Origin of the sequence: Blautia hansenii, from assembly GCF_013304445.1 — a bacterium.
Classification (GTDB): Bacteria; Bacillota; Clostridia; order Lachnospirales; family Lachnospiraceae; genus Blautia.
In genome coordinates, this window is the sequence record NZ_JAAITA010000014.1 from 56,952 (window position 1) to 80,532 (window position 23,581).

The 23,581-nt window shown below is 40.8% G+C and carries 21 protein-coding genes; 18 read left to right on the forward strand and 3 right to left on the reverse strand.

Going from position 1 to position 23,581, the window contains the following annotated elements; all coding sequences use genetic code 11:
- Positions 1-48: 48 nt before the first annotated feature.
- The 9 genes from G5A70_RS10850 (at position 49) to add (ending at position 10,022) form a co-directional block, all read left to right on the forward strand.
- The gene (locus tag G5A70_RS10850) at positions 49-1,440 is read left to right on the forward strand and encodes an ABC transporter substrate-binding protein (RefSeq protein WP_173749664.1); all 1,392 of its coding nucleotides are present in this window, start codon (positions 49-51) and stop codon (positions 1,438-1,440) included.
- 89 nt (positions 1,441-1,529) lie between these two features.
- Entirely contained in the window at positions 1,530-2,456 is a 927-nt protein-coding gene (locus tag G5A70_RS10855; protein ID WP_173749665.1) for a carbohydrate ABC transporter permease, read from the forward strand.
- Positions 2,457-2,470: 14 nt separating this feature from the next.
- Positions 2,471-3,340, forward strand: a complete 870-nt coding sequence (locus G5A70_RS10860; RefSeq protein WP_173749666.1) for a carbohydrate ABC transporter permease — start codon at positions 2,471-2,473, stop codon at positions 3,338-3,340.
- A gap of 11 nt (positions 3,341-3,351) precedes the next feature.
- On the forward strand, positions 3,352-4,707 hold the full coding sequence (locus G5A70_RS10865) for an arabinan endo-1,5-alpha-L-arabinosidase (protein WP_226853663.1): 1,356 nt from the start codon (positions 3,352-3,354) through the stop codon (positions 4,705-4,707).
- A 45-nt stretch (positions 4,708-4,752) separates the two neighbouring features.
- Entirely contained in the window at positions 4,753-5,673 is a 921-nt protein-coding gene (locus G5A70_RS10870) for an ArsR/SmtB family transcription factor (protein ID WP_173749668.1), read from the forward strand.
- An 85-nt stretch (positions 5,674-5,758) separates the two neighbouring features.
- Positions 5,759-7,222 (forward strand): glycoside hydrolase family 43 protein, encoded by a 1,464-nt coding sequence (locus G5A70_RS10875; protein ID WP_173749669.1) that lies wholly within the window; start codon positions 5,759-5,761, stop codon positions 7,220-7,222.
- A gap of 16 nt (positions 7,223-7,238) precedes the next feature.
- Positions 7,239-8,738 (forward strand): alpha-N-arabinofuranosidase, encoded by a 1,500-nt coding sequence (locus G5A70_RS10880; RefSeq protein WP_173749670.1) that lies wholly within the window; start codon positions 7,239-7,241, stop codon positions 8,736-8,738.
- Between the two features lies 1 nt (position 8,739).
- Entirely contained in the window at positions 8,740-9,003 is a 264-nt protein-coding gene (locus tag G5A70_RS10885) for a DUF6171 family protein (protein ID WP_180211136.1), read from the forward strand.
- A gap of 68 nt (positions 9,004-9,071) precedes the next feature.
- A complete protein-coding gene (gene add, locus G5A70_RS10890; protein WP_173749671.1) occupies positions 9,072-10,022 on the forward strand; it encodes an adenosine deaminase in 951 nt (316 codons plus the stop codon).
- A gap of 46 nt (positions 10,023-10,068) precedes the next feature.
- On the opposite strand, the gene G5A70_RS10895 is transcribed toward add, so the two are convergent.
- Positions 10,069-10,563, reverse strand: a complete 495-nt coding sequence (locus G5A70_RS10895) for a sporulation initiation factor Spo0A C-terminal domain-containing protein (protein WP_173749672.1) — start codon at positions 10,561-10,563, stop codon at positions 10,069-10,071.
- Between the two features lie 204 nt (positions 10,564-10,767).
- Between G5A70_RS10895 and G5A70_RS10900 the strand changes: the two genes are divergently transcribed.
- The 9 genes from G5A70_RS10900 (at position 10,768) to G5A70_RS10940 (ending at position 20,343) form a co-directional block, all read left to right on the forward strand.
- Complete coding sequence (locus tag G5A70_RS10900) at positions 10,768-11,142, forward strand: helix-turn-helix transcriptional regulator (RefSeq protein ID WP_173749673.1); 375 nt, start codon at positions 10,768-10,770, stop codon at positions 11,140-11,142.
- A gap of 308 nt (positions 11,143-11,450) precedes the next feature.
- Positions 11,451-12,203, forward strand: coding sequence for a helix-turn-helix domain-containing protein (locus G5A70_RS10905; RefSeq protein ID WP_173749674.1), 753 nt, complete (start codon positions 11,451-11,453; stop codon positions 12,201-12,203).
- A 194-nt stretch (positions 12,204-12,397) separates the two neighbouring features.
- Positions 12,398-12,547 carry a 50S ribosomal protein L33 gene (rpmG, locus tag G5A70_RS10910; protein WP_111920707.1) on the forward strand — a complete coding sequence of 50 codons (150 nt, stop codon included), beginning with the start codon at positions 12,398-12,400 and terminating at the stop codon, positions 12,545-12,547.
- A 22-nt stretch (positions 12,548-12,569) separates the two neighbouring features.
- The gene (gene secE, locus G5A70_RS10915) at positions 12,570-12,773 is read left to right on the forward strand and encodes a preprotein translocase subunit SecE (RefSeq protein ID WP_173749675.1); all 204 of its coding nucleotides are present in this window, start codon (positions 12,570-12,572) and stop codon (positions 12,771-12,773) included.
- A 17-nt stretch (positions 12,774-12,790) separates the two neighbouring features.
- On the forward strand, positions 12,791-13,312 hold the full coding sequence (gene nusG / locus G5A70_RS10920) for a transcription termination/antitermination protein NusG (protein WP_173749676.1): 522 nt from the start codon (positions 12,791-12,793) through the stop codon (positions 13,310-13,312).
- A gap of 93 nt (positions 13,313-13,405) precedes the next feature.
- Positions 13,406-13,831, forward strand: coding sequence for a 50S ribosomal protein L11 (rplK, locus tag G5A70_RS10925; RefSeq protein ID WP_111920704.1), 426 nt, complete (start codon positions 13,406-13,408; stop codon positions 13,829-13,831).
- Between the two features lie 67 nt (positions 13,832-13,898).
- On the forward strand, positions 13,899-14,594 hold the full coding sequence (gene rplA, locus G5A70_RS10930; protein ID WP_173749677.1) for a 50S ribosomal protein L1: 696 nt from the start codon (positions 13,899-13,901) through the stop codon (positions 14,592-14,594).
- A 443-nt stretch (positions 14,595-15,037) separates the two neighbouring features.
- Complete coding sequence (locus G5A70_RS10935; protein ID WP_180211137.1) at positions 15,038-15,823, forward strand: hypothetical protein; 786 nt, start codon at positions 15,038-15,040, stop codon at positions 15,821-15,823.
- Positions 15,824-15,834: 11 nt separating this feature from the next.
- Entirely contained in the window at positions 15,835-20,343 is a 4,509-nt protein-coding gene (locus G5A70_RS10940; protein WP_226853665.1) for a right-handed parallel beta-helix repeat-containing protein, read from the forward strand.
- A gap of 179 nt (positions 20,344-20,522) precedes the next feature.
- Here G5A70_RS10940 and G5A70_RS10945 read toward each other — a convergent pair whose 3' ends face one another.
- Both G5A70_RS10945 and G5A70_RS10950 read right to left on the reverse strand, forming a co-directional pair.
- A complete protein-coding gene (locus tag G5A70_RS10945; RefSeq protein WP_226853667.1) occupies positions 20,523-22,226 on the reverse strand; it encodes an IS1182 family transposase in 1,704 nt (567 codons plus the stop codon).
- 265 nt (positions 22,227-22,491) lie between these two features.
- The gene (locus G5A70_RS10950; protein WP_173749679.1) at positions 22,492-23,154 is read right to left on the reverse strand and encodes an Rpn family recombination-promoting nuclease/putative transposase; all 663 of its coding nucleotides are present in this window, start codon (positions 23,152-23,154) and stop codon (positions 22,492-22,494) included.
- Positions 23,155-23,581: the final 427 nt, after the last annotated feature.

A 23,581-nucleotide genomic window follows, 5' to 3' on the forward strand; every position in this document is an offset into this window, starting at 1 on the left:
AATTAGTAAATAAGGTATTGGAAAATATTACCTAGGGAGGAAAAGATTATGAAGGCAAAAAAAATTCTGGCTGCAGGACTTGCAGTAACCACGTTGGCATCAACTGCCTTAACCGGATGTGGAAATTCCGATTCTTCTGAAACGGCAGATGGAAAAAAGAATTTATCTGTTTTTATCTTTGCCAATGACCATGAGTCAAAAGTGTACAAGGATATGATTAAGAAGTTTGAGGAAGACCACAAAGATACGATTGGAAAAGTGGATATTCAGATTACTACACAGGAAGAATATAGTAAGACATTAACAGGAATGATGACAGCGGGGGATTTGCCGGACGTATTCTATGTGGGACCTGAGGCCGTAGAACAATATGTGGAAAATGGTTATATTGCAGATTTGCAGCCAATTTTGGATGAGAAAGGAATCAGTACAGACGGACTTGTGGCGCAGGAGGCATTAAACAGCTATAGATACGATGGAGAAAAGACCGGTTCCGGTGATTTGTATGCACTTCCGAAAGATGCCTCTGTATTTGCCTATGCTTACAACAAAGACATTTTTGATGAAGCAGGTATTCCATATCCGGATCCTGAAAATCCATATACCTATGAAGAGTTTGTAGATGTATGCCAGAAACTTACAAAAGATACAGACGGAGATGGGGAAATCGACCAGTGGGGCTGTGGTATGGCCAATGCCTTTATGCTTCAACAGTATGTATGGTCAAACGGAGCTTCCTATTTATCTGACGATTATAAAACAGTAAATATTGATACTCCGGAGTTTAAAGAGGCTTTACAGAAATATGTAGACTTGACATTAAAGTATAAAGTAACACCTACCGTAGAGCAGGACGCTTCTCTTGGTGTATATCAGAGATGGCTGGCAGGACAGGAAGCTTTCTATGCATGTGGAACATGGGATGTGGCCGCTTTTATGGATAAAGAAACTTTCCCGTTCAACTGGGATTTGTGTGCGTTCCCGACTTTGTCAACAGGAAAAACTATGACCTGGCTTGGAACCGTTGGGTTCTGTGTATCTGAAAACAGCAAAAATAAAGAGGAAGCAGCAGAACTGATTTCTTATCTGTGTACAGATGAAGATGGACAGAAAGAACTTTCCGGTATTACAGGCGGAGAATCGATTCAGCTTCCCAATATTAAAAGCCTTGCAGATGGAGAATTTGTAGATGCAATTAACAGTGGAACACTTCAGTTCCCATCTAATGTAAATGTATTTTTTAATTATCTGAACGGAACAGACAAATATGAGGGAAGATTTCAGGAAACAACTTATACACCAAATGCAGAATGGAATGATATCTTCCTGGAAGGTTTGGATAATGTAAAAAATGACTCTATGACGGTGGATGAATACATAGAGCAGGTAGCACCGAAAATGCAGGAATCTCTTGATGAGGCCTGGGAAAGCGTAGAATAAGGCTGCAAGTGAGAAGCGCTCCTGTATAGGGATTTGTAAGAAAATATCCGTTATACAGGAGGCTTTTCTTTGTTTGGAGGGATAGAGTTATGAGCAGAACAAAAGTAAAACCAATCAAGAGAAAAATGAGCAAAGCTGCTTTTAAGGAGCACTGCTGGGGACTGGCCTTTGTATCACCGCCTTTTATTGGATTCTGTATTTTTATGGCATTTCCGATTGTGTTCGCATTTGTAGCGAGTTTGACAAAATGGAACGGTATGAACCAGATGCTGGATAACTTTGTGGGCTTGGACAATTACATTAAATTACTGGGAGATGAGAAGTTCTGGAAGGTACTGCTGAACACAGTGATTTATATGATAGGTATTCCTGTTGGCATGATACTGGCGTTGGTGATTGCGGTAGGAATGAACCGAAAAATAAAGGGAATTAAGATTCTTCGTACGTTATACTATGTACCGGTTGTATCTTCCCTGGTTGCGGTAGCTATTCTGTGGATGTGGGTTTTCAACTATGACTATGGTCTGCTGAATAGTATTATCAAAGCTGTTACAGGCGCTCATGGTCCTAATTGGCTGGGAGATGAATTTTGGGTAAAAGTATCCATGATTATTTTTATGGTATGGAAAGGTCTGGGTGGTTCCATTATTTTGTATCTGGCAGGTCTGCAGAGTATTCCGAGAGATTATTATGAGGCTGCTAAAATTGATGGCGCTAATGGCCTGAAGCTGTTTCGCTATATTACCATGCCTTTGGTATCTCCGGTTACTTTTTATTTGTTGATTACAGGTCTGATTGGTGGTTTCCAGGTTTTTGTAGAAGTGCTGGTTATGGTTCCGAACGGAGGCTTAAACTACAGTGCTGCAACCGTTGTATTCTATCTCTATGATAAGGCCTTTGGCAATAACCAGATGGGATATGGTTCTGCAATGGCATTTATTCTGGCAATCTTTATCTTTATCATTACGGCAATTAACTTTAAGGCCCAGGATAAATGGGTAAAGACCATTGAATAGGAGGGGAAAAGAAAATGGCTAAATTAGATGAAAAAAGTTCTGAAGTGAAAACGAAAAAAGCAAAAATAGTAGACAGGATTGTTTTTACTCTCCTTTTGATAGGCGCTATTGCCATGGTATTTCCGCTGATTTATATGCTTCTGAGTTCCTTTATGACAAAAAATCAGATTTTGTCTGCGAACTTCAGTATTATTCCGAATCCGTGGAAGTTTGGAAAGTATGCAGAGGTGCTGCAGAAACCGGAATTTATGAGAGGTCTTAGAAATACGCTGATAGTAGCTATGCCAGTATTGATAGTTGGCGGATTTACTTCTTCTTTGGCGGCGTTTTCTTTCAGCAAGCTGAAATTTAAAGGGAAAGATGGAATTTTTCTGGGATTGCTGGCAACTATGATGATACCGTTTGCGGTCGTTATGATACCCCAGTATGTGATGTTTACAAAGATGGGATGGACAAACAGTCTTTTGCCTCTGATTATTCCAGGGCTTTTTGGAAATGTCAGTATTATTTTCTTTTTGCGGCAGAATCTGACCAGCGTTCCGGATTCTATGGTGGAGGCTGCTAAAATTGATGGCTGTGGCTATTTTAAAATGTATTATAAAATTTTTCTTCCTTTAATGAAGGGGGCATTAATGACACAGATTATTTTGTGGTTCATGGGAATCTGGAATGATTATCTGGCACCGACTATTTTTATTCAGGATGAACAGTGGTTTACTCTGCAGGTGGTTATCCGGTCCTTTAATGCTTATTATGCAGTAAACAGCGATTACCCGCTGATTATGGCAGCTTCTGTTTTAGCAATCCTGCCAACGCTGCTTTTGTTCTTTTTCTTCCAGAGATACATTATTGAATCCATGGCAGTTACTGGTGTAAAAGGATGAGGTGTGTTTCTGTGTATGAAGAAAATGAAGGGGAAGTACAAGGTGTTCTTCGCCTGAACGAGACAAATGTGTATCAAAATCCAGTGGTATGGTCCCACGATCCGTCTATGATGTGGGACCCTGTAACCAAACTGTATTATTCCTATAGCACAGATATTTACAGACCTGAAGAGGGATTAAGAGAAAAAATAGGAATTCCGGTGCGCAGTTCCAGGGATTTAATACATTTTACTTATGAGGGAATCGTACTTTCGGAAAAGGCTATACGGGAAGGGCGGGATAATGGGGATTTTCCGCCTACGGAAGGTTTTTGGGCGCCTTATGTGGAGTATGTAAAAGGAGAATATCGAATGTATTATTCTGCAACGAAAGCCTTTGGCAGTTCGGAATCCCGCATATGGCTGGCTGTAGCCAGGCATCCTCTGGGGCCTTTTGAGAATAGAGGGGTTGTGGCAGATACCTGGGGAACGGATAATACTTATCCAAATGCAATTGATGCACATGTGGTATGGGATGAACACCGGTGTTATTTGGTCTATGGCTCCTTTTTCGGAGGAATCTATATAAAAGCTCTAGATCCGTCTACGGGATTATCCGCAGATGGTAATCCGAAAAGTTTCGGAAAGTGTATTTCCAGACGAGGAAAAGGATTTTCAAAAGACGGACCGGAAGGTGCTTCCATTATATATATGCCTGAAAACGGTTGGTTTTATCTGTTTCAGTCTTATGGCTGGCTGGGAGACGATTACGATATTCGGGTAGGGAGAAGCAGAAATGTGACCGGCCCTTATCTGGACTTTTGTGGAAAGAATCTGAAAGAAGAAAGCATGGGAGTTCAGATTGCAGGGAGTTATAGGTTTGAAGCTGGAAATCCTAATGCAGGGATAAATGGGAATTCATGGAAATGGAATGGATTTCGAGGTCCGGGGCATGGCGTGCCCTTTTATGACGAAAGGCGGAACAGATATTTTTTTGTGCATCATGTAAGAGATGGTGCTGAAATATACAGAGACTATGACGAAGAGGAAAAGCGTGCCAGTTATCAGGTGCATTACATGATGGTACGCACAATGGCACTGATAAATGACTGGCCTGTTTTTCTGCCCGAACCGTACCAGGGAGAGGAGAGGAAAATTCCTGTTTCTGAAGCTCCCGGTGGATATTGGGAAATTTTATATTTCCGGGAAGATGGAAAAGAAATCCAGCGCTCAGAAAAGGTTCTGATAGCGGATTTTTGTAAGCACTTTGAAAACTCTATAGTTTATGAATGCAGAGATTTTGAGAATGGAAAAAAATCGGTAGTTATGTCGGGAATTGATAAATCCGGTCTTGCATATTGGGGAAAATTCATGTATAGTATAGTTTAGATAAGTCTAAAATTTTTAAGGTTATCTGGAAAGTGGGAAGAAGCAATGTTACATATTAAGAGCTTAGATGAGGGTCTTGAGATATTCAAGGCATTGGGGTCAGAAGTCAGAATTAATATTGTCAAACTGCTGCTGGAAAACCGAGAGATGAATATGAATGAACTTGCATCCAGCTTGGGCATTACGAATGGTGCATTGACCAGCCATATTAAGAAACTTGAAGAGACGGGCATAATTAAAGTCATTACAGAACATGGCGGACATGGGAATCAGAAGCTGTGCAGAGTCGATGTGGATAAGATTCTGGTGGAAGTAGAGGGCAAAGAGGCGGAAGATGAAAACAATATCTATAACACGGAAGTGAGGGTTGGACATTATTCTGATTATGAAATTTATCCGACCTGCGGTTTAGCCACAGACACGGCTTTGGTAGGGGAAGTTGATGATCCAAGATATTTTGCTCATCCGGACAGAATTAAAGCAAGAATTCTCTGGTTTACAAAGGGTTATATTGAATATATTATACCCAATCTTTTGCCCAGTGCAACAAAGATAGAACAAATTACCCTTTCTCTCGAAATTAGTTCAGAGGCGCCGGGAGTCAACAGCGACTGGCCTTCCGATATTTCTTTTTACTTAAATGATGAGAAAATCGGAACCTGGACAAGTCCGGGAGATTATGGCGATGTCCGGGGAATTTTCACTCCGGATTGGTGGTTCCCGAATTGGAATCAATATGGACTTTTGAAAATGATTGTAATTAATAAGAAAGGAACTTTTGTAGATGGATTAAAAATATCGGATATTAATATCCGAAAATTTAATCTGGATTATAAGAGTACCATCCGATTTAAGTTCCAGATTGAAGAAGATGCTAAAAATGTAGGCGGCATCACAATTTTCGGCAATGGATTCGGAAATTACAATCAGGACATTAAGGTTCGGATTGCATATAGTCAAATGTAAAGAAGATAGAAGCGGCTCAATATTCTGCATTATAAGCAGAGTTGAGTCGTTTTGTTTTGTATCTGCGGGAGTAAAAGGAGGCAGCATGAAGAAAAAAGCAATTTTATATCTGACAATGGCCCTGTGTGTTGGCATGGCTGGCTGTGGACAAAAAGAAAAGTTAAAGGCAGATAAAGCTTTCGAGAAAGAATTTAAAGAGGTATCTGTTCATGACCCGTCGGTTGTGCAGGGAGATGATGGAAGTTATTATATTTTTGGTTCTCATCTGGCAGTAGCGAAAACCGATGATTTTATGAATTGGGAATATGTGAATCAGGGAGTGAAGAATGATAATTCCGTTATCCCGGATGTGTATCTGAATATGAAAGAGGCATTTGAATGGTCTCACAGCAATACGTTCTGGGCTCCGGATGTGGCAAAGCTGGCAGACGGGAAATTTCATTTGTATTATTGTAACTGTCAAGGAGATGCCCCGGTTTCCTGTCTCGGAACAGCGGTTTCTGACACAGTAGCAGGTCCATATATTAACGAGGGGCTGATGTTGAAATCCGGAATGGGTGCAGAAGAAAAAGACGAGGATGGTAATTTGTATCAGGCAACCACGGACCCTAATACGGTAGACCCATGTACCTTTTATGACGCAGAGGGAAAACTCTGGATGGTTTACGGTTCTTATTCGGGCGGAATTTTCATAAAAGAAATGAATCCGGAAACGGGTCTGCCCCTGGAAACAGGCTATGGGAAAAAACTATTGGGCGGCAATCATCTTAGGATAGAGGCGCCGTACATTATATATAATGAAGAAACAGGATATTATTACATGTTTCTTTCCTTTGGAGGATTGGATTCTACCGGAGGATATAACATCCGGGTGTGCAGGTCTGAAAATCCAGACGGTCCCTATGTTGACTCCATGGGACAGGAAATGGAGGATTGTAAAGGGGCAGCAGGGACATCTTTTAGTGATGCAACAGCAGCTTTGTATGGCACGAAGTTAATGGGTGGCTATAAGTTTTTATGGAAAGAAGGCGAAGAGGGAGAGGAAAGGGAAGGATACCTTTCGCCAGGACATAATTCTTGTATTTATCAGGAAGAGACAGACCGATATTTCATTATTTATCACACCAGATTTGAGAACAGGGGTGAAGAACATGAGGTTCGCGTACACCAAATGTTTTTCAATGAAGATGGCTGGCCGGTGATTGCGCCTTACCGATATACAGAGGAATCTTTGAAAGAATATACAAAGGAAGAACTTGCAGGAAATTATAAATTTATCAATCATGGCAGAGAGATTTCGGCAGATATGGCAGAATCAGATGAAATTCAACTTTGCACGGATGGAAAGATAAAGGGGGCGGCAGAAGGCACCTGGAATCTCAAAAAGGATTGTAAGATAGAGCTGGAGCTTGATGGAAAAAGTTATAAAGGTGTTTATTTAAAGCAATGGGACGAGGACGGCAAAAAGTATGTTATGACGTTTACTGCCCTGTGCAGTGAAACAGGAGTGTCTGTCTGGGGAAGTGGCCTTAACGCAATAGAAGAGTAGAAAAGGAGAAAAGCACATGGCAAGACTTGTAATTAACACAAAAAAGAAAGTAAGCAAAATCAACAAAGAAATTTACGGACATTTTTCGGAACATCTGGGAAGATGTATCTACGAAGGGATTTATGTGGGAGAAGACTCCCCTATTGAGAATGTCAATGGCATGAGATGTGATGTGGTGGAGGCCCTGAAGGAAATGAAAGTGCCTGTTCTGCGCTGGCCGGGCGGCTGCTTTGCGGATGAATATCACTGGAAAGACGGTATAGGACCGAAAGAAACAAGGAAAAAGATGATTAATACTCACTGGGGCGGAGTGGTAGAGGACAACAGTTTCGGAACCCATGAATTTTTTGAATTGTGTGAGCAACTTGGCTGCGAAACCTATATCAATGGAAATCTGGGAAGCGGTACGGTTCAGGAAATGTCCGAATGGGTAGAATACATGACTTTTGAAGGCGTTTCTCCTATGGCAGAGCTTCGTGCAAAGAACGGACACGAGAAACCGTGGAAAGTAGATTTTTTTGGTGTGGGAAATGAAAGCTGGGGCTGCGGCGGCAATATGAATCCGGATTTTTATGCCAATGAATACCGCAGATACCAGACTTTTATCAGAGATTATAAGACAGGAGAGCATATTGAGAAAATTTGCTGTGGTGCAAATGTAGATGATTATGAATGGACAAAAGAGGTTCTGGATACCTGTTTTCGTCATTCTCTTCCTTTCCAGCATGGTTTTATGGACGGGCTTTCTCTGCACTATTATGTGCACCCGGAAGGATGGGATGTGAAAGGAAGTGCTACAGATTTTGACGAAACAGTATGGTACAAAACCTTAAATAAGGCTTTGTATATGGAGGAATTGATTCAGCGTCACGGGGCTATTATGGATACTTATGACCCAGAGAAAAAAATCGGCATGATTGTAGATGAGTGGGGAACTTGGTATACCTGCGAACCTGGCACAAATCCAGGATTTCTTTATCAGCAGAATACCATGCGTGACGCTCTGGTGGCAGGAATTACCCTGAATATTTTTAATAAACACAGCGACAGGGTGAAAATGGCAAACCTGGCTCAGATGGTCAATGTTCTGCAGTCAGTGCTTTTGACAGAAGGTGAAAAGATGGTGAAAACACCAACTTATCATATTTTTAATATGTATAAACATCACCAGGATGCAGAACTTCTGGACAGCCATATGGAGACGAAAACCATTGGCACAGGAGAGTGGAATGTGCCGAATCTGACAGAATCTGTTTCTGTGGCAGAAGATGGTACGCTGCATATTACACTTACAAATCTGTCTTTGGAAGAGGATTATGAAATTGATACCACCATATTGGATAAAGCAGTATCACAGGTGCGGGGAGAAATCGTCACAGGAGAAATGCATGCGAAGAATACCTTTGAAGAGCCGGAGACTGTAACAGTGGAAACCTTTGATAAAGCAGAGCTTACAGAGGGAGGATTGAAATTTACAATCCCAAAATGCAGTGTGGTACATTTAGAGGTGAGATAAAATGCCGGATAATATCCAGAGGATATGTAAGAAATGCCTTCTGCGGGATATGGAGGAAAAAGAATATTTCGCAAACATGTACGCTTATATTGATAATCTGTCCAAGGAGGATAAGGTGTCAGAGGCGGAATACCAGAGCAGGCTGGAGTTGTGCAGAAACTGTGAGAATTTGATTTCCGGGATGTGCAGAATATGCGGCTGTTATGTTGAAATGCGTGCGGCTATGAAAGTACGTCATTGTCCGGGCATAAAACCGAAATGGTAGTAAAAAAGTGCAAATCGTGTTACAGTATATATTAAGAAAAGTGTGAGCAGAAAACAGGAGGAACTGTTATGAGCTTTTTACAGGAATTACAAAAATATGATTTGCACTGTCATCTGGACGGCTCGCTTTCTGTGGATTGTATTCGTACCATGGCAGAACAGGTAGGGATTTCTCTGGAAGAAAAAAATCTCAAGGAGCGTCTTTTGGCTGATTTTAACTGCAAAAGTCTGGCGGAGTATCTGACGAAGTTTGATTTGCCTCTGGAATGTCTTGTGACAGAGGAGAATTTTACTGAGGCGGTAAAAGATGTCATGAAAACTGCTGCTGCAGAACGGGTGGTATATATAGAAATCCGTTTTGCACCCATGCTTTCTGTGAGAGAAGGGTTGTCTCTTCGCCAGATTATAGAAGGAGCTCTAAAAGGATTGAAGCAGGGGGAAGAAGCGTATAGCATAAGGGGGAATTTGATTCTTTGCGGTATGCGCCACATGCCTTGGGAGAAAAATGTGGAATTGGTAAAGGCAGCAAAGGAATATTATGGTCATGGTGTCTGCGCCGTGGATTTGGCGGGAGACGAGGCCGCCTTTCCGGTAAGGCAGCAGGCGGTCATGTTCCAGACTGCGAAAGAGCTAGGTATTCCCTTTACCATTCATGCAGGGGAATGTCAAAATGCCCAGAGTATTTGGGACGCCTTGGAACTGGGCGCTTCCAGAATCGGACACGGAATCGCAGCTAGAAAAGACCCCAGGCTGATGGAATACTGTGTACAGCACAAAATCCCTTTTGAGATGTGTCCGGTAAGCAATCTCCAGACAAAAGCAGTACAAAGTATGGAAGAGTATCCATTGTTTCTGTTTTTGAAAAAAGGAATACCGGTTACCATAAACACGGATAATCGAACTGTGAGCAATACAAGTATTACAAGGGAACTTCAAATGATACAGGAATACTACGGATGTGCAGATGAAGTTTTGGAAACTTTGATGAAACATGCAAGAGATGCTGCCTTCTCCAGTTAGGAGAAAGGCAGTATTTTTTAATGCTGTCTGTCGCCTGCAAGAGATATTAATAAAGTCCAAGGAGCTGGTCAACGGTTTCGGGATTCTTTCTGGTGGATTCGATTAGTTTAAAAAGGTAAGAACTCATTTCAGCAGAAACTTTGTCTACGGCTTCCTGATAAATCTGCTGTTTGTAAATACAATTTTGCATAGTACATCCGTTTTCGGGAATATGATGCCGTTTTTCTTTTTGTTTTAATCTCAGATAAAGTGTTCTCAGCAAGTTAGAATTTTGGGTGTTTACTAAATCCAGGTATTGTTCTACGACTTCACGATTTCCTTTGGTTGTGGCGGTTTCAAAGGCATGCCGTATGGCTCGCTCTACACTTGAAGCGGTAGTGCCTCTTTTCTTTGCGATATCGGCATACAGAGAGCAGATTTTTCCATTGCTGTAATAGGTATCGGTGTCAAAGAGTTCCAAGGCGTCATAAATATAGGTAAAACCTTTTACGCCTGCCGGTATGCCAATTTCTAATAAAATGTCAACGATGTCATTTCTCATTTTTCTGAGTCGTCCTTTCTATGGGTATTCATTACTAAACATTAAAATGGAACATGATATGTATGAAATGTAAAATGTCTTAATGAGACAATTATATGTCTTTTTGCGACATATGTCAACATAAATTTGTTGACAACAAAACAGATATCCATTACTATAGTTAGGTCACTATACAAAAAATACATTAAAGGGGTATTGACAAATTTGAAAAACAGAATAAAAGCAATTCGGAAGAATGCCGGAATGACGCAGCAGCAGTTTGCAAACCGAATCGGCGTTTCCAGGAATACGATTGCTACCTATGAAACCAGTGTACGGGTTCCGATTGAAGCAGTGCTTCTGTCCATATGCAGAGAGTTTGGAGTGAATGAAGAATGGCTGCGTACAGGTGAAGGTGAGATGTATATAGACATTACACCGGATTTGGAATTGTCCAGGTGGTTCGGGCAGCTCTTAAGAGAAGAAGACAACTCATTTAAGAAGAAATTCCTGCTTATGCTGTCTAAGCTGACAGAAGAAGAATGGAATTCTCTTCAGAAAGTGGCGACGCTGCTTTTTTCAAGCAGTGTACAGAATTAAAGGGATTGGGTCAGGGATTTGATAAACTCATAGATGCATTTCATCTGATGATAATTTGCTCTTTGAAGTAAGTCGATGATTTGATGTTTGATGTCCATATCTTTCCCCCACAATATGTAACTTTGCCATATCCTTAAGCTATATTTACAGTTTACGTTATATTGCAGGAAAAGTCAATGCATTTTTTACAGGAAGTTTGATGAAAAACATTGTTTTTACAAGAAAATTGTAGTATGATTTTTTCTATAAACAACTTCTATTATAATATAGAAAGGAACAAGTAAAAAGCGGATTTGCGGGAGGCTACTATGGGGATTGGGGAAAGGGTTCGCAAGCGCAGGGTGGAATTGGGACTTACAAGGAACGAACTGGCGGAAAAATTACATGTTACACCCTCCGCTGTTGCAAACTATGAAAATAATATCAGTGTTCCGAAGCCGGAACTTCTGATTTCATTGATGAAAAACCTGGGAACAGATGCAAATTACTTATACGCAGATTATATTTCGGACGACTTGATTGAGAAGAATTATAAAAAGAATATGAGTGAGGAGGAGCAGGCATCTGTCAGAAAATATCGGGAACTTACGGAAAATGGAAAACGTCTTGTGCGAATTGTGATAAACGAAGAATATGAGCGCATGATGTCACAGCGCTGGATTATGTTGGAATGTTATTTTCCGGGAAGCAGGAAGCGGAATGCGGGATTTCTTCTGCAGGAATACGCAGGGAAAATCCGGGCCAGAGAGAAAAATATTCCAGAGGGGACAGATTATTGTTTTCAGATTCAGATTGACAGATATGAACCGGTGTTTCAAAAACAGGATATTCTTGCTGTATCCTCTGCGGCTGCTGCGCACAATGAAATCGGTATATTCTGCTTTCGGGGCGTTTGTTATATACGCACGCTTTACCGTAAGGGCAGTGTCTGTAAATTGCGGGCGCTTAATGTTATGGAGCCGGACATTGTTGTAGAAAAAGAAGAGGAGCTTTGCTGTCTGGGCAAAATTCTGGGGAAAGTCTATGGGGAGTGCGAAATCCTGCATCCTGAGAAAGAATAACTTGACAAAGACCTTCGTCTATGTTACGCTTACAAAGCGACAATGGAAGCAGGTCTTTTTTTTGTGCGTAATTTTCAGATAGATTCTGATAGACTACATATGAAAAGAGGTATCTGGTCGCGGTAACAAGACGTTGCATAATGACAGCCCTGTGAAGCTGTCAGCGATAAAAGACACATGGAGGTGGAGAAGTCGTGCGCGTAAAAATCACATTGGCATGTACGGAATGTAAACAGCGTAACTACAACATGACAAAGGAAAAAAAGAATCATCCGGAACGTTTGGAGACAAAGAAATACTGCAAATTCTGTAAAGCTCATACATTACACAAAGAAACCAAATAATCAGGTTTAAGAGGGTGAATTTATGGAAGCAGAAAAAAAGCAGAAAGCTCCAAAAAAGAACTGGACCAAAGGACTTCAGGCAGAATTTAAAAAAATAGTCTGGCCTGATAAGCAGACTCTTGTAAAGCAGACCGTTGCGGTAGTGTCTATCACTGCTGTACTGGGGGTTTTCATTGCTGTTATCGACAGCGGGATTCTGCAGCTGCTGAACTTAATTATTAAGTAAGGACAAGGTGAATTAGAATGTCAGAAGCAAATTGGTATGTTGTTCATACCTATTCAGGGTATGAAAACAAGGTAAAAGCCAACATTGATAAGACAATAGAGAACAGACACCTGGAGGACCAGATTTTAGAAGTCCGTGTACCTATGGAGGACGTAGTGGAACTGAAGAACGGCGAGAAAAAGCAGGTTCAGAAGAAGATGTTTCCCGGTTATGTCCTGATTCATATGGTAATGAATGATGACACATGGTATGTTGTAAGAAACACCCGCGGTGTTACAGGATTTGTTGGTCCGGGTTCAAAGCCGGTTCCGCTGACGGAAAAGGAAATTGACGCTCTCGGCATTTCAATGGTCAGAGAAGTGGAAGTTGACTTTGAAGAAGGCGACAGTGTTGTTGTCACAGGCGGTGTTTGGAAAGATACTGTGGGCGTTGTTCAGAGTATTAACGAAGCAAAACAGATTGTGACAATCAGTGTTGAGCTGTTTGGCCGCGAAACGCCGGTAGAAATAAGTTTCGCAGAAGTAAAGAGTCTTTCATAAGACAAAACAGTAAACAGTATGCAAGGGTCATAATGTCACATGGCTCGTGGGAGGGACATTCCCGCAATTACCACATTATAGGAGGTGCCGAAAATGGCAAAGAAAGTAACAGGTTACATTAAATTACAGATTCCTGCTGGAAAGGCAACACCAGCACCACCAGTTGGTCCTGCTTTAGGTCAGCACGGTGTAAACATTGTACAGTTTACAAAAGAATTTAACGCAAGAACAGCAGACAAAGGAGATTTAATCATCCCTGTTGTTATTACAGTATATGCGGACAGAAGCTTCAGCTTCATTACAAAAACTCCGCCGGCTGCAGTTTTATTAAAGAAAGCTTGCAACATCAAATCTGGTTCAGGCGTTCCAAACAAAACAAAAGTAGCTACAATTTCTAAAGCGAAAATCCAGGAAATTGCAGAAATGAAAATGCCGGACTTAAATGCAGCATCCTTAGAGGCAGCTATGAGCATGATTGCCGGAACTGCAAGAAGTATGGGTATTACAGTAGAAGAATAATTAGTTTTGTGACTATCAACAAACGTGGGAGGGACATTCCCGCAATTACCACTAGGAGGTTATTTATATGAAACGCGGAAAAAAATACGCAGAGGCTGCAAAAGCAGTTGACCGTACAAATTTATACGACCCAGCAGAGGCCATTTCTTTAGTAAAGAAAACAGCCGTAGCTAAATTTGACGAAACAATCGAAGTTCATATCAGAACAGGCTGTGATGGACGTCATGCAGAACAGCAGATTCGTGGTGCAGTTGTACTGCCTCACGGAACAGGTAAGACTGTTCGCGTATTAGTATTTGCTAAGAACGCAAAAGCTGACGAAGCACAGGCAGCAGGTGCAGACTTCGTAGGAGCTGAGGATTTAATTCCGAAGATTCAGAACGAAGGATGGTTAGACTTTGACGTTGTTGTTGCTACACCGGATATGATGGGCGTTGTTGGACGTCTGGGACGTGTTCTCGGACCTAAAGGCTTAATGCCAAACCCAAAAGCTGGTACAGTAACTATGGACGTTGCTAAAGCTATCCAGGATATCAAAGCTGGTAAGATTGAATATCGTCTTGATAAAACAAATATCATTCACGTGCCAATCGGAAAAGCTTCTTTCACAGAGGAGCAGTTAGCGGACAACTTCCAGACGCTTATGGGAGCTATCAACAAGGCTAGACCAAGCGCGTTAAAAGGTGTGTTCTTAAAGAGCGTATCTCTGGCTTCCACAATGGGACCAAGCGTAAAGGTTAATCCTGTTAAATTAGCTCAGTAATAGATGAAATAGAAAACCCCGGTGTGGAGTTATATCCATGCCGGGGTTTTTGCGGCTTTAGAAAGCGGAATTTCACAAGTGAAAACCCTCCCAGGCAGGTGGGGTTCAATATTTTAAAGGTTCAATTAATTATATTATAAAACTATCTATATTCGATTATTCATATCTAAAAAGAAAATCCCTAAATTTAAAAGTTTATATAGAAGATAATGATTATGAAAAATAATAATGTGAAATGGACGAAAAGATTTCAAAAACTTTAAGGATAAGTGATGTTTATCTATGAAAAACAGAGGAGAAAAGGCGAATGTATGTAAAAAACTTACAAAAACAGAATGTAAATATTAGGAGAAAAAGCAATATCTATTTTATTTCTTCTTTTGTATAATAATTATAAAAAATAACTAAAGTAACTTGTTGTGGAGAAAAAGGGAGGGAATAGATTGTCTGGGAGAAAGAAGAAACTTTGGGCCGGGGCAGTGTTCATAGCTGTTCTGTTGTCTGCTTTTTTTCTTTTCCGGGAAGCAGGAAGAGTAAAATATCCTCTTATTGTAAATGAAGAGCCGATAACGCAGGAAGAGTTGGAATTCTATGATGGAGATAAAGATAGAGCGGTGCGGGCAAGAGTGATATGGGACTGGGCAGAACAGGAGAAAATAATAGACAGGTTTTCCTATGATTCCTTTTTGGAAGCTTTGGATAAGGAAAATAAGGAAAGAAAAGCACTTCACGAAAAAGGAGAGCCGGTATACGGACCGGTGGAATTCACACCCATGCAATATTATAAACGCCTTATAGGGGAATGTGAGCAGGCATTAAAAGAAAGAATTATGGAACGGACAACACCGGAGGAACTAGAGGTTTTTTACGAAACCCACCGGGAGCATTACAGGCAGGTGGATTCTTTTACCGCCCAATATACAGTCTGGCAGGAAGGAAAAATAATTTATGAGGGCATTGTTGAACTTAATGACAGTAATGTTCGAGCCATGACAGAGGCGGACGAAGAACTTGCAAATAAACTGCTGCAGTTGGAGGAAGGAGGACAGACAAACTGGACGGGCAGCAACGGGGAAGAAAAGCAGCTAATTTGTACCAAAAGGGAAGCGGGAGAATATCTTCTGTATGAAGAGGTTTCGGGTGCGGTTTTGGAGCAGTGTGCTGCAGAAAAATTTGAGAAAGAATTAAATGAAAAGATTTCAAAGTCTGAAATTCAGGACTTTCGATGAGGAGGATATGAATGAAGCGTATAGCAAAAAGAATTTCGTGTGCTGCATTAACAGCGGCACTTTTGACGGGAAGTATGCCAAGTTATGCATTGGCAGCCGAGGTATCACCGGATTTATCTGTGGCAGAGCAATCTCAAGAAATACAGGAAGACGCAGTGGAAGGGGAAGAAGGAATCCTGCCGGAAACAGAGGAAACTGTACCGGAATCAGTAAATCCGGAAGAAGATACAGTTTTGCCGGAAAACCCAACTGTTCCGGATACAGAAATCCATACAGGGGCAGATGAAGTATTGCCGGAAACAGAAACAACCGTGCCGGAGGAAGAAACAGAAACGGAGAGTGAAGAAGCGGAGCAGTTTCAAGTGGAAGCAGAGGGAGCTTCCGTTCCTCAACCGGGAAAGAGGGAATTGTTAAAGGATAATTTTGATAATGCGTCGGGCTGGCAGATAAATAATCCCAGTAGTGTGAAAATTGAAAACGGACAGGCGACTATCAAAGGCGGTGGGGGAAATAATGCCATGAAATCCGCAGGCATTCTCTCAGCAAATGATTTTCTGCTTCAGACGGATCTGATAATAGGCACAGAAAACAAAAACTGCAATGCGAAAATAGGATTTAAGGCGCAGGATGGATTTGATAAACAAAGACTACAGTTGCGCTTTGATTTTCCGAACAACAAAGTGTTTTTAGAGAAAGTGACAGGGAATTCCGTGGATACCAAATACGGAGAAGCAGCGGCAGAGGTCAGCCAGGGACAGCATAAGCTGGCGATAGAGGTGAAAGGGAATGCTATTACCGCATGGCTGGACGAAAAACAGATTATCACAGCCAGCCACGAAGAAATCGGTAAAATGGAGAAAGGAAGACTGCTTATAGCGGGGCAGTTTCCGTTACAGGACTTTGCGCTGGACAATCTTTTGGTTACTACCAATGAGGAGTTAAGCGGAAAGGAATGTACAGTTAAGCTGGAAACTTATACAGATGGAAAGCTTGACCCAGAGCATAAAGGGGGTACGCTCACAGCAGATAAATTGTCCGGGTATTCCGGAGAGTGGATTAATCTGACGCCCAAGGCAAATCATGGTTATGTGTTTGCAAAATACGAAACCAGTACAGATAATCTGGTTCCTATTGAAAATAATCGCTTTCAGTTGAACGAAAAATTTCCTGAAATTACAGTAAAGGCATATTTTGAAACAAGAAAGCCGGGAAAATATGAGATTTTCTTTGAGGATTTCGGCGGAAATCCGGGAACACTTCCTGAAGGAATTCGAGTGTCAGAAGGAGAGCTTTTCGTTGATGTTCCATCTGGAAAAAATGCAAATGCTTACAGCCCTGTGGTAGACTGGAAGAAGCTTGATGGTAAGAAAGGATACCGTATTTCTGTTGACGCCAGAAGAACAACAGATGCGGGTGGAACTCTGCAGATTTCTTTCCGAGATGGAGGAAGCTTTGATTCCCGCTATGTTGTGGCAATCAATTCTCAGGGAAGCGCTATGCTGCGTCGGTTTTATAACGGAGAAAATAAGGAATTGAAAAAAGGCAACTTCCAGCTGACCGATAAACCGGCTCATGTGGTTATAGAAGTTGTAGAGAATAAAGTTACAGTATTTATTAATGGAAAAGAAATTTTGAACTACACAGACCAGGAAAATTGGAAGGGTATGAAGCCGGGAGTACAGCTTATCAATATGACGCCGGGTGCGCCTGTTGCTTTCGATAATCTTCTGATTGAGCAGATTTGTGAGAAGAAGCCTGTCGAAGTGATTTCTATTTATAATGGGACGGAAGATACAGAACATAAGGCGGGAGTTGCCAGCAGCGATATAAAAGAAGCTGAAGAAAGGCAGAGAGTGACTCTGACGGCAATAGCAAAAGCAGGTTATCGTTTAAAGGAATACCAGGTAGAAGGCATGGAAAACGTGCAGATTCAAGATGGTGCCTTCCTTATGCCTGCAGGTGATTACAGCTCTTTGAAAGTAAAGGCTATTTTTGAAACAGACAAATTAAGAGAAGGAAAAACTTTTTATGTAGATTCTGAAAACGGAGATGACAGTGCAGAGGGAACTTCTGAGAAAACAGCATGGAAATCTCTGAACAGGGTGAAAGAATACGGTTCCTTTGTGCCGGGAGATAAAATTTTACTGAAGCGAGGAAGTGTATTTGTTGGACAGCAACTGGCGTTTCAGGGTATGGGAGCAGAAGGAAAGCCCATTGAAATCAGCGCTTATGGAGAAGGAAAACTTCCCAGACTGGAAGGAAACGGACAGGTTGAAAATGTAGTTTCTCTTTACAATCAGGAATATGTAGAAATCAGAAATCTGGAAATTACGAATTTGGACAAAAAGTACAGCACAGAATTTAAACTGAACGGAAGCAATAACAAAGAAAAACCGTTGAGGGCAATGAACGTATCCATTAGGGATTTCGGAACTGCATCAGGTATTGTGATTGAAGATTGCTACATTCATGATATCAATGGCAATATTAATCTGAAATGGAATGGCGGAATTTTCTTTGATGTAAAAACAAATATTCAGAATGGTGTTTTGGCCGGAATTCCGAGTAAATATGATAATGTGCGCATTTCCGGCTGTACCTTTGAGCGAGTAGACCGCTCTGCGATTAAGCTGGTGAGCTCTCAGTGGTGTAATCAGTGGGAAAAGAACGACCCGGGCGTACCTGTGAACTGGTACCCGTCTACAAATGTTGTTGTGGAAAATAACTATATGGAATACATAGGCGGTGACGGTATTACAGTCAGAGATACAGACGGTGCGTTGATTGAACATAATCTGGCAAAGGACTGCCGTTTCCAGAATACGGGGTATAATGTGGGAATCTGGCCATTTGAAGCAGCAAATACAGTGCTGCAGTATAATGAAGCTTATGAAACTCATGGAACAACAGACGGACAGGGTCTGGACTGTGACCATGCCTCTTCCAATTCTGTTATGCAGTATAACTATAGCCATAACAATGAAGGCGGTTTTATGCTGATTATGGGCGGATATCCTCATACAGGAGCAACGGTTCGCTATAATATCAGTCAGAATGACAGGGATAAAACATTTGAATTTGCACAGGGACTTCCAAAAGGTACCATGATTTATAACAATACCATTTACTCGAATCAGGTTTTAGACAAAGGTGTATTTTTCCTGTCTAATACAGGAGCCGGAGTGGGGGTAAATGATGGATTTGCATTTAACAATGTGTTTAGCTATCCTCAGGGACAGAAAGCCTATGGCGGTGATGCCCAGGGAATTGGTTTGGTTCAGGAACACATGAAAATTTATAACAATGCCTATACAGGAGGCATGAGCGCTTTTGAGGCAGATGCCAAGCCTTTGCAGGCAGAGGATTTGGGAATTGTCGAATTAGGAAGCGCTCCGGAAACTCATGAAGGCAAAGATGCTGTAACAGGAAGTTCAGGATTGTTGGACGGTTATAAATTGCAGGAGGGCTCTGCGTTGATTGATAAAGGGCTTACTGTAGATGAAGCATGGAAGCATTTTGGCGGAAGCAAACTGGTAGATGGCCGAAACTATTCTCCAAGAGAGTTTTTTGAAAAGGTGAAAGATAATAAAAAATATCCCAGCATAGATTGCATTATGGGAAACAACTTCCCAGAAGTACCGGGTGTGTCATATGACAGGGATTTCTTTGGAGAAAGCATAATCAGCGGAAAACCGGATATTGGTGCGGCTGAGTATCAGAGAGAAGAGCCGGAAAAACCAGAACCACCGCAGGCTGTGCTGTTAGAAAGCATATCCATTCAGAAAGCACCGGAAAAGACAGCCTATACAGAAGGAGAAACTTTCAATCCAAAAGGAATGGAAGTAGAAGCGAAATTCAGTGATGGAAACACAAAGGATGTAACCGGAGAAATCAGCTACAGTGAGGAAACGCTAAAAGTAAGCGATAAAGAAATGGTTATCAGCTATACATATGAGGGTATTACCAAAAAGGCAACTCAGGGGATTGCTGTAAAAACAAAGGAAGAGCCGCAGCCGCCAACCCAGGGGGAACCGGAAAAACCACAGCAACCAGAAAATCCGGATACTTCAGGTTGGGAAATAGAAGCTGTAGAAATAGTACCGGAGAAAGCAGAATTAAAAGCAGGGGAATCAAAACAGTTTACAGTTGATGTGAAGGGAAAAGGAGAATTTTCCAAAGAAGTTTCCTGGGAACTTGTAGGAAAACATCATGAAGATACCTATATAGATGAAAAGGGAACTTTATATGTCAGCAAGGCAGAGGCAGCAGGAGAAGTGAAGGTAAAAGCGGGTTCTAAAGCGGATGCAAAGAAATTTGACGAAGCAGTAGTAAAAATTAAAACGGCACAGACACAGGTGCCGGGAACAAATGTAAATAATAATGGCGACGATAGTACAACAGGAAAACCAGCGGGGAACCAGGGAGTCCAGACTGGAGATGAAAGCCATGTGGTGATACTTCTGGGGCTGCTTGCAGTGTCAGGGGGAGCGATGTTACTTTGTAAGAGGAAAAGGCAGTAAGAAAGTGGGGACTATCGGTTAATACCGTTTTTTAGTTTCTAAATCTTAAAATACGAATCTCCTGTAGTAATCAGTATTTTTGATACCTGATCTTCTATAGGAGATTTGTATTTTTTCTTTTCGGTATGTATTTTAGGGCGCAAAAACCCCTCAACTGCATTTTTAAAAGCACTCTTTTTCTAAGCAGTCTTTTCCTTAGTTTTTCCTTCAAATTTTTTGATCTCTTCATGAAGAAAACGATGATATTTATTGATATTTCTTCCAATCGCATACAGCATGAATTCTTTATAAACCTTCTCTGCTGTTCGGCAGTTGAATCTTCGAAAGTTATCATTTTCTTTGATATCTCCGAAATGTCCTTCTGTCTGAATGGAACGGATCTGACGGTTTAATATCCCCTTCTCACTCTGGATGTTCGCATGGGATTCTTCCTTTAAAGCTTCCCATTGTTCATTGATCTTCATGACCTTATTTTTCTCTGCATCTTTTTCAGCATCATACTTATAGAGACATTTTTCTTTATGTATGCAGCCACTGCAATCGGAACATCCATACACCTCAAAGGTTTGTGTATAACCAGCCTGTTCTTTTTTCTCTGTCCTGATATGATGAAGTTCTCTTCCATCATGGCAGATATAATAAAGTTCATCCTCAAATATCTGCGTTTTCATGTTGTAATACTTTCCAATCTCTTCCGTGTATGCACGTGTTTTCCGTTTTTCATGATCCTGCAGCTTAATATAACTGGAGATTTTATGTTTCTTTAAGTACAGAAGATTCTTTTCACTACAATAACCGCTGTCGGCAGTTACTTCCTCCCAAATTTCTCCAAACGTATTTTTGTGCTTTTCTAACACAGGAATCAATGTATTATAATCTGTCCGGTCATTGCTTACATAAGCCTGGACAATAAAATAATTCTCTACTGCTATCTGGACATTATATGCGGCCTTTAACTGTCCGTTCTTCATATGGTCCTCTTTCATCCGCATAAAGGTGGCCTCTAAATCTGTTTTGGAATAACTGTTCCGATCCTTTCCCATGATTTCAAAACACTCTTTATATCCCATGAGACGTTCACCGCAGCTTTCCAGTTCCTCATATAGCTGCTGGATTTCCGATTTTCTCTTTCCTTTTCCATAAACAAACGTAATGTGTTCCTGCTCCGCGATCTGCATCAGATTTTTCTGGAGTTTCAGAATCTCCAGCGGAGAACAGTTGTCAATTTCGATGATTGTATTATTTGATAATTTTTTATGTTTTGTCAGTTTCCTTGTCCGGTTCTTTTCAATGACATCCCTTACTTTTTCCATTCCTTCTATCACAAACATATGAGCATGGGGAATGTCATATTTGATGCCATATTCATTTTTGTCAATCAGAGCATTATACTTCTGATACACCGAATCAACGGTATCTAATAATCCTGCAAGATGGTAGTTCAGTGTTCCTCTCCATACAAACGTATAGCGGTTTGCATTGGCTTCAATTTTTGTTCCATCAATAAAAAGAGATTTTAACGTGATGAATCCTTCTTTTTGCAGACGACGAAGAAACTGATAGTTCAGTTCATCCAATACATCAGCTGTCAGCTTTTTGTTTTTAAATTCATAAAAAGCATCCCTTTTGGGTTTTTGGCCTTTGGTAAGCCAGATAAAAGCAAGGTCTCTTTCACATAATTCTACGATACGGTCAACAGCTCTTACCCCACGCATATTTGCATAAGTAACTACAGCATACATCATAATTGGATTGTACCCTATTCTTCCCTTATCTGAACAATTGGCTAACAAGCCAGAAAAATCTAACTCCTCCATCACTTTTTTCAGGGTATAGACTGGATCGTCATCAGGTAAATTCAATTCAAAGAAACTAAAGTTAATTTTCTGTTGCCCTAATTCAAAAAAATGGTTATAATAATCTTATTTTAGCATAGTTCCATTATAACATGGAACGGAGAGGAGATGGTTGTCGTTAGCCATCTTTTTCTCTTTTTACGGAAAAATTTCAGGGGCAGATTTGACTCATGTGAGTCAAATCTGCCCCTGTTTGGAACTATCTATTTCCCGATAGCCCCTTTTGTAGCTCCCAATGCCTTAGATGGCATTGGGGCAGATGTGCTTCGGCAGTACAGAATTACCACCGGCTTTATTCTTTTTTCTCTTTTGATTGTAAATACTTCTCTGCTTCTTCTACAAAGTTTTGTATAGAGTCTGTTTTTGCTGCCAGTTTAAATAAAAACTTCAAATCTCCAAGCTCTCCCATCTCGCGGTCTGTTTTAATGTTATGAATGGTCTCCTGAAACTGCTTCACCAGTTCATCCTGAAAATCCCCTTCGCTTTTTTCTGAATCAGCCGTTACAAATTTCAGGAATCTGACAAGTTCTGCTGGAACTTCCTTCTCATTTCCAAAAGTATAGCAATATAAATGCTCTCCAAATGGGTCGAAATCACAGACAAAAATCACAAACGTATCCGGCAGGGTTTCATAATCTTCCCCGCTTGCCAGCGCTTCCATTACCATCTGGCTGTGATAGTACCGGCTGCGTTTTCCCGGGGATTTCTTTTTCTTTATCTGTATTTCCACGTTGTAATGTGTGCGGTTCTCGTCTTCTGCATAGATATCCGGGCGGACACCTTTGTATTCCGGATGATAAATCATGCTCTTTTCCTTGCTCACTACTACCTGTGAAATGGGGACTCCAAGCACCAGCTCAAGAAATCCCTTGCAATTTTCCTCCACACTCATAACTGCACCAAAAAGAAAATTGTCCTTAATTGTCAAATCCTGTAATGTTTTTCGTTTTCTCATATTTCCTCCTGTTCTACAGAGGAATCCTGTAAAGAGAGTATAGCTTATCAAAAAGACTACACCGTTAAATTCAATAATTATAATTATCGATATAGAAAAGAAAAATAAAAAAACAGTTGACATATAATGTTTACTGTGATATTCTATATAAGCTGTTGTTGAGAAGAGAAAGATAATTTAAAATCTTGACTGGACAATAACGAGTGATAACAACAAATTTTCAGAAAATGAAAAATATTGACAAAGTATAGAATATATGATATTCTAACAAAACTGTCGCAAAGAATTGTAAAGTGAATCGAAAAAAGATTGAAAAAAGTTCTTGACAAGCTAAAAACGATATGATAAAATATCAAAGCTGTCAAAACGACAGGAACCTTGATAACTGAACAGTAGAACACATGAATCGAAAATTCTTTTACATTTT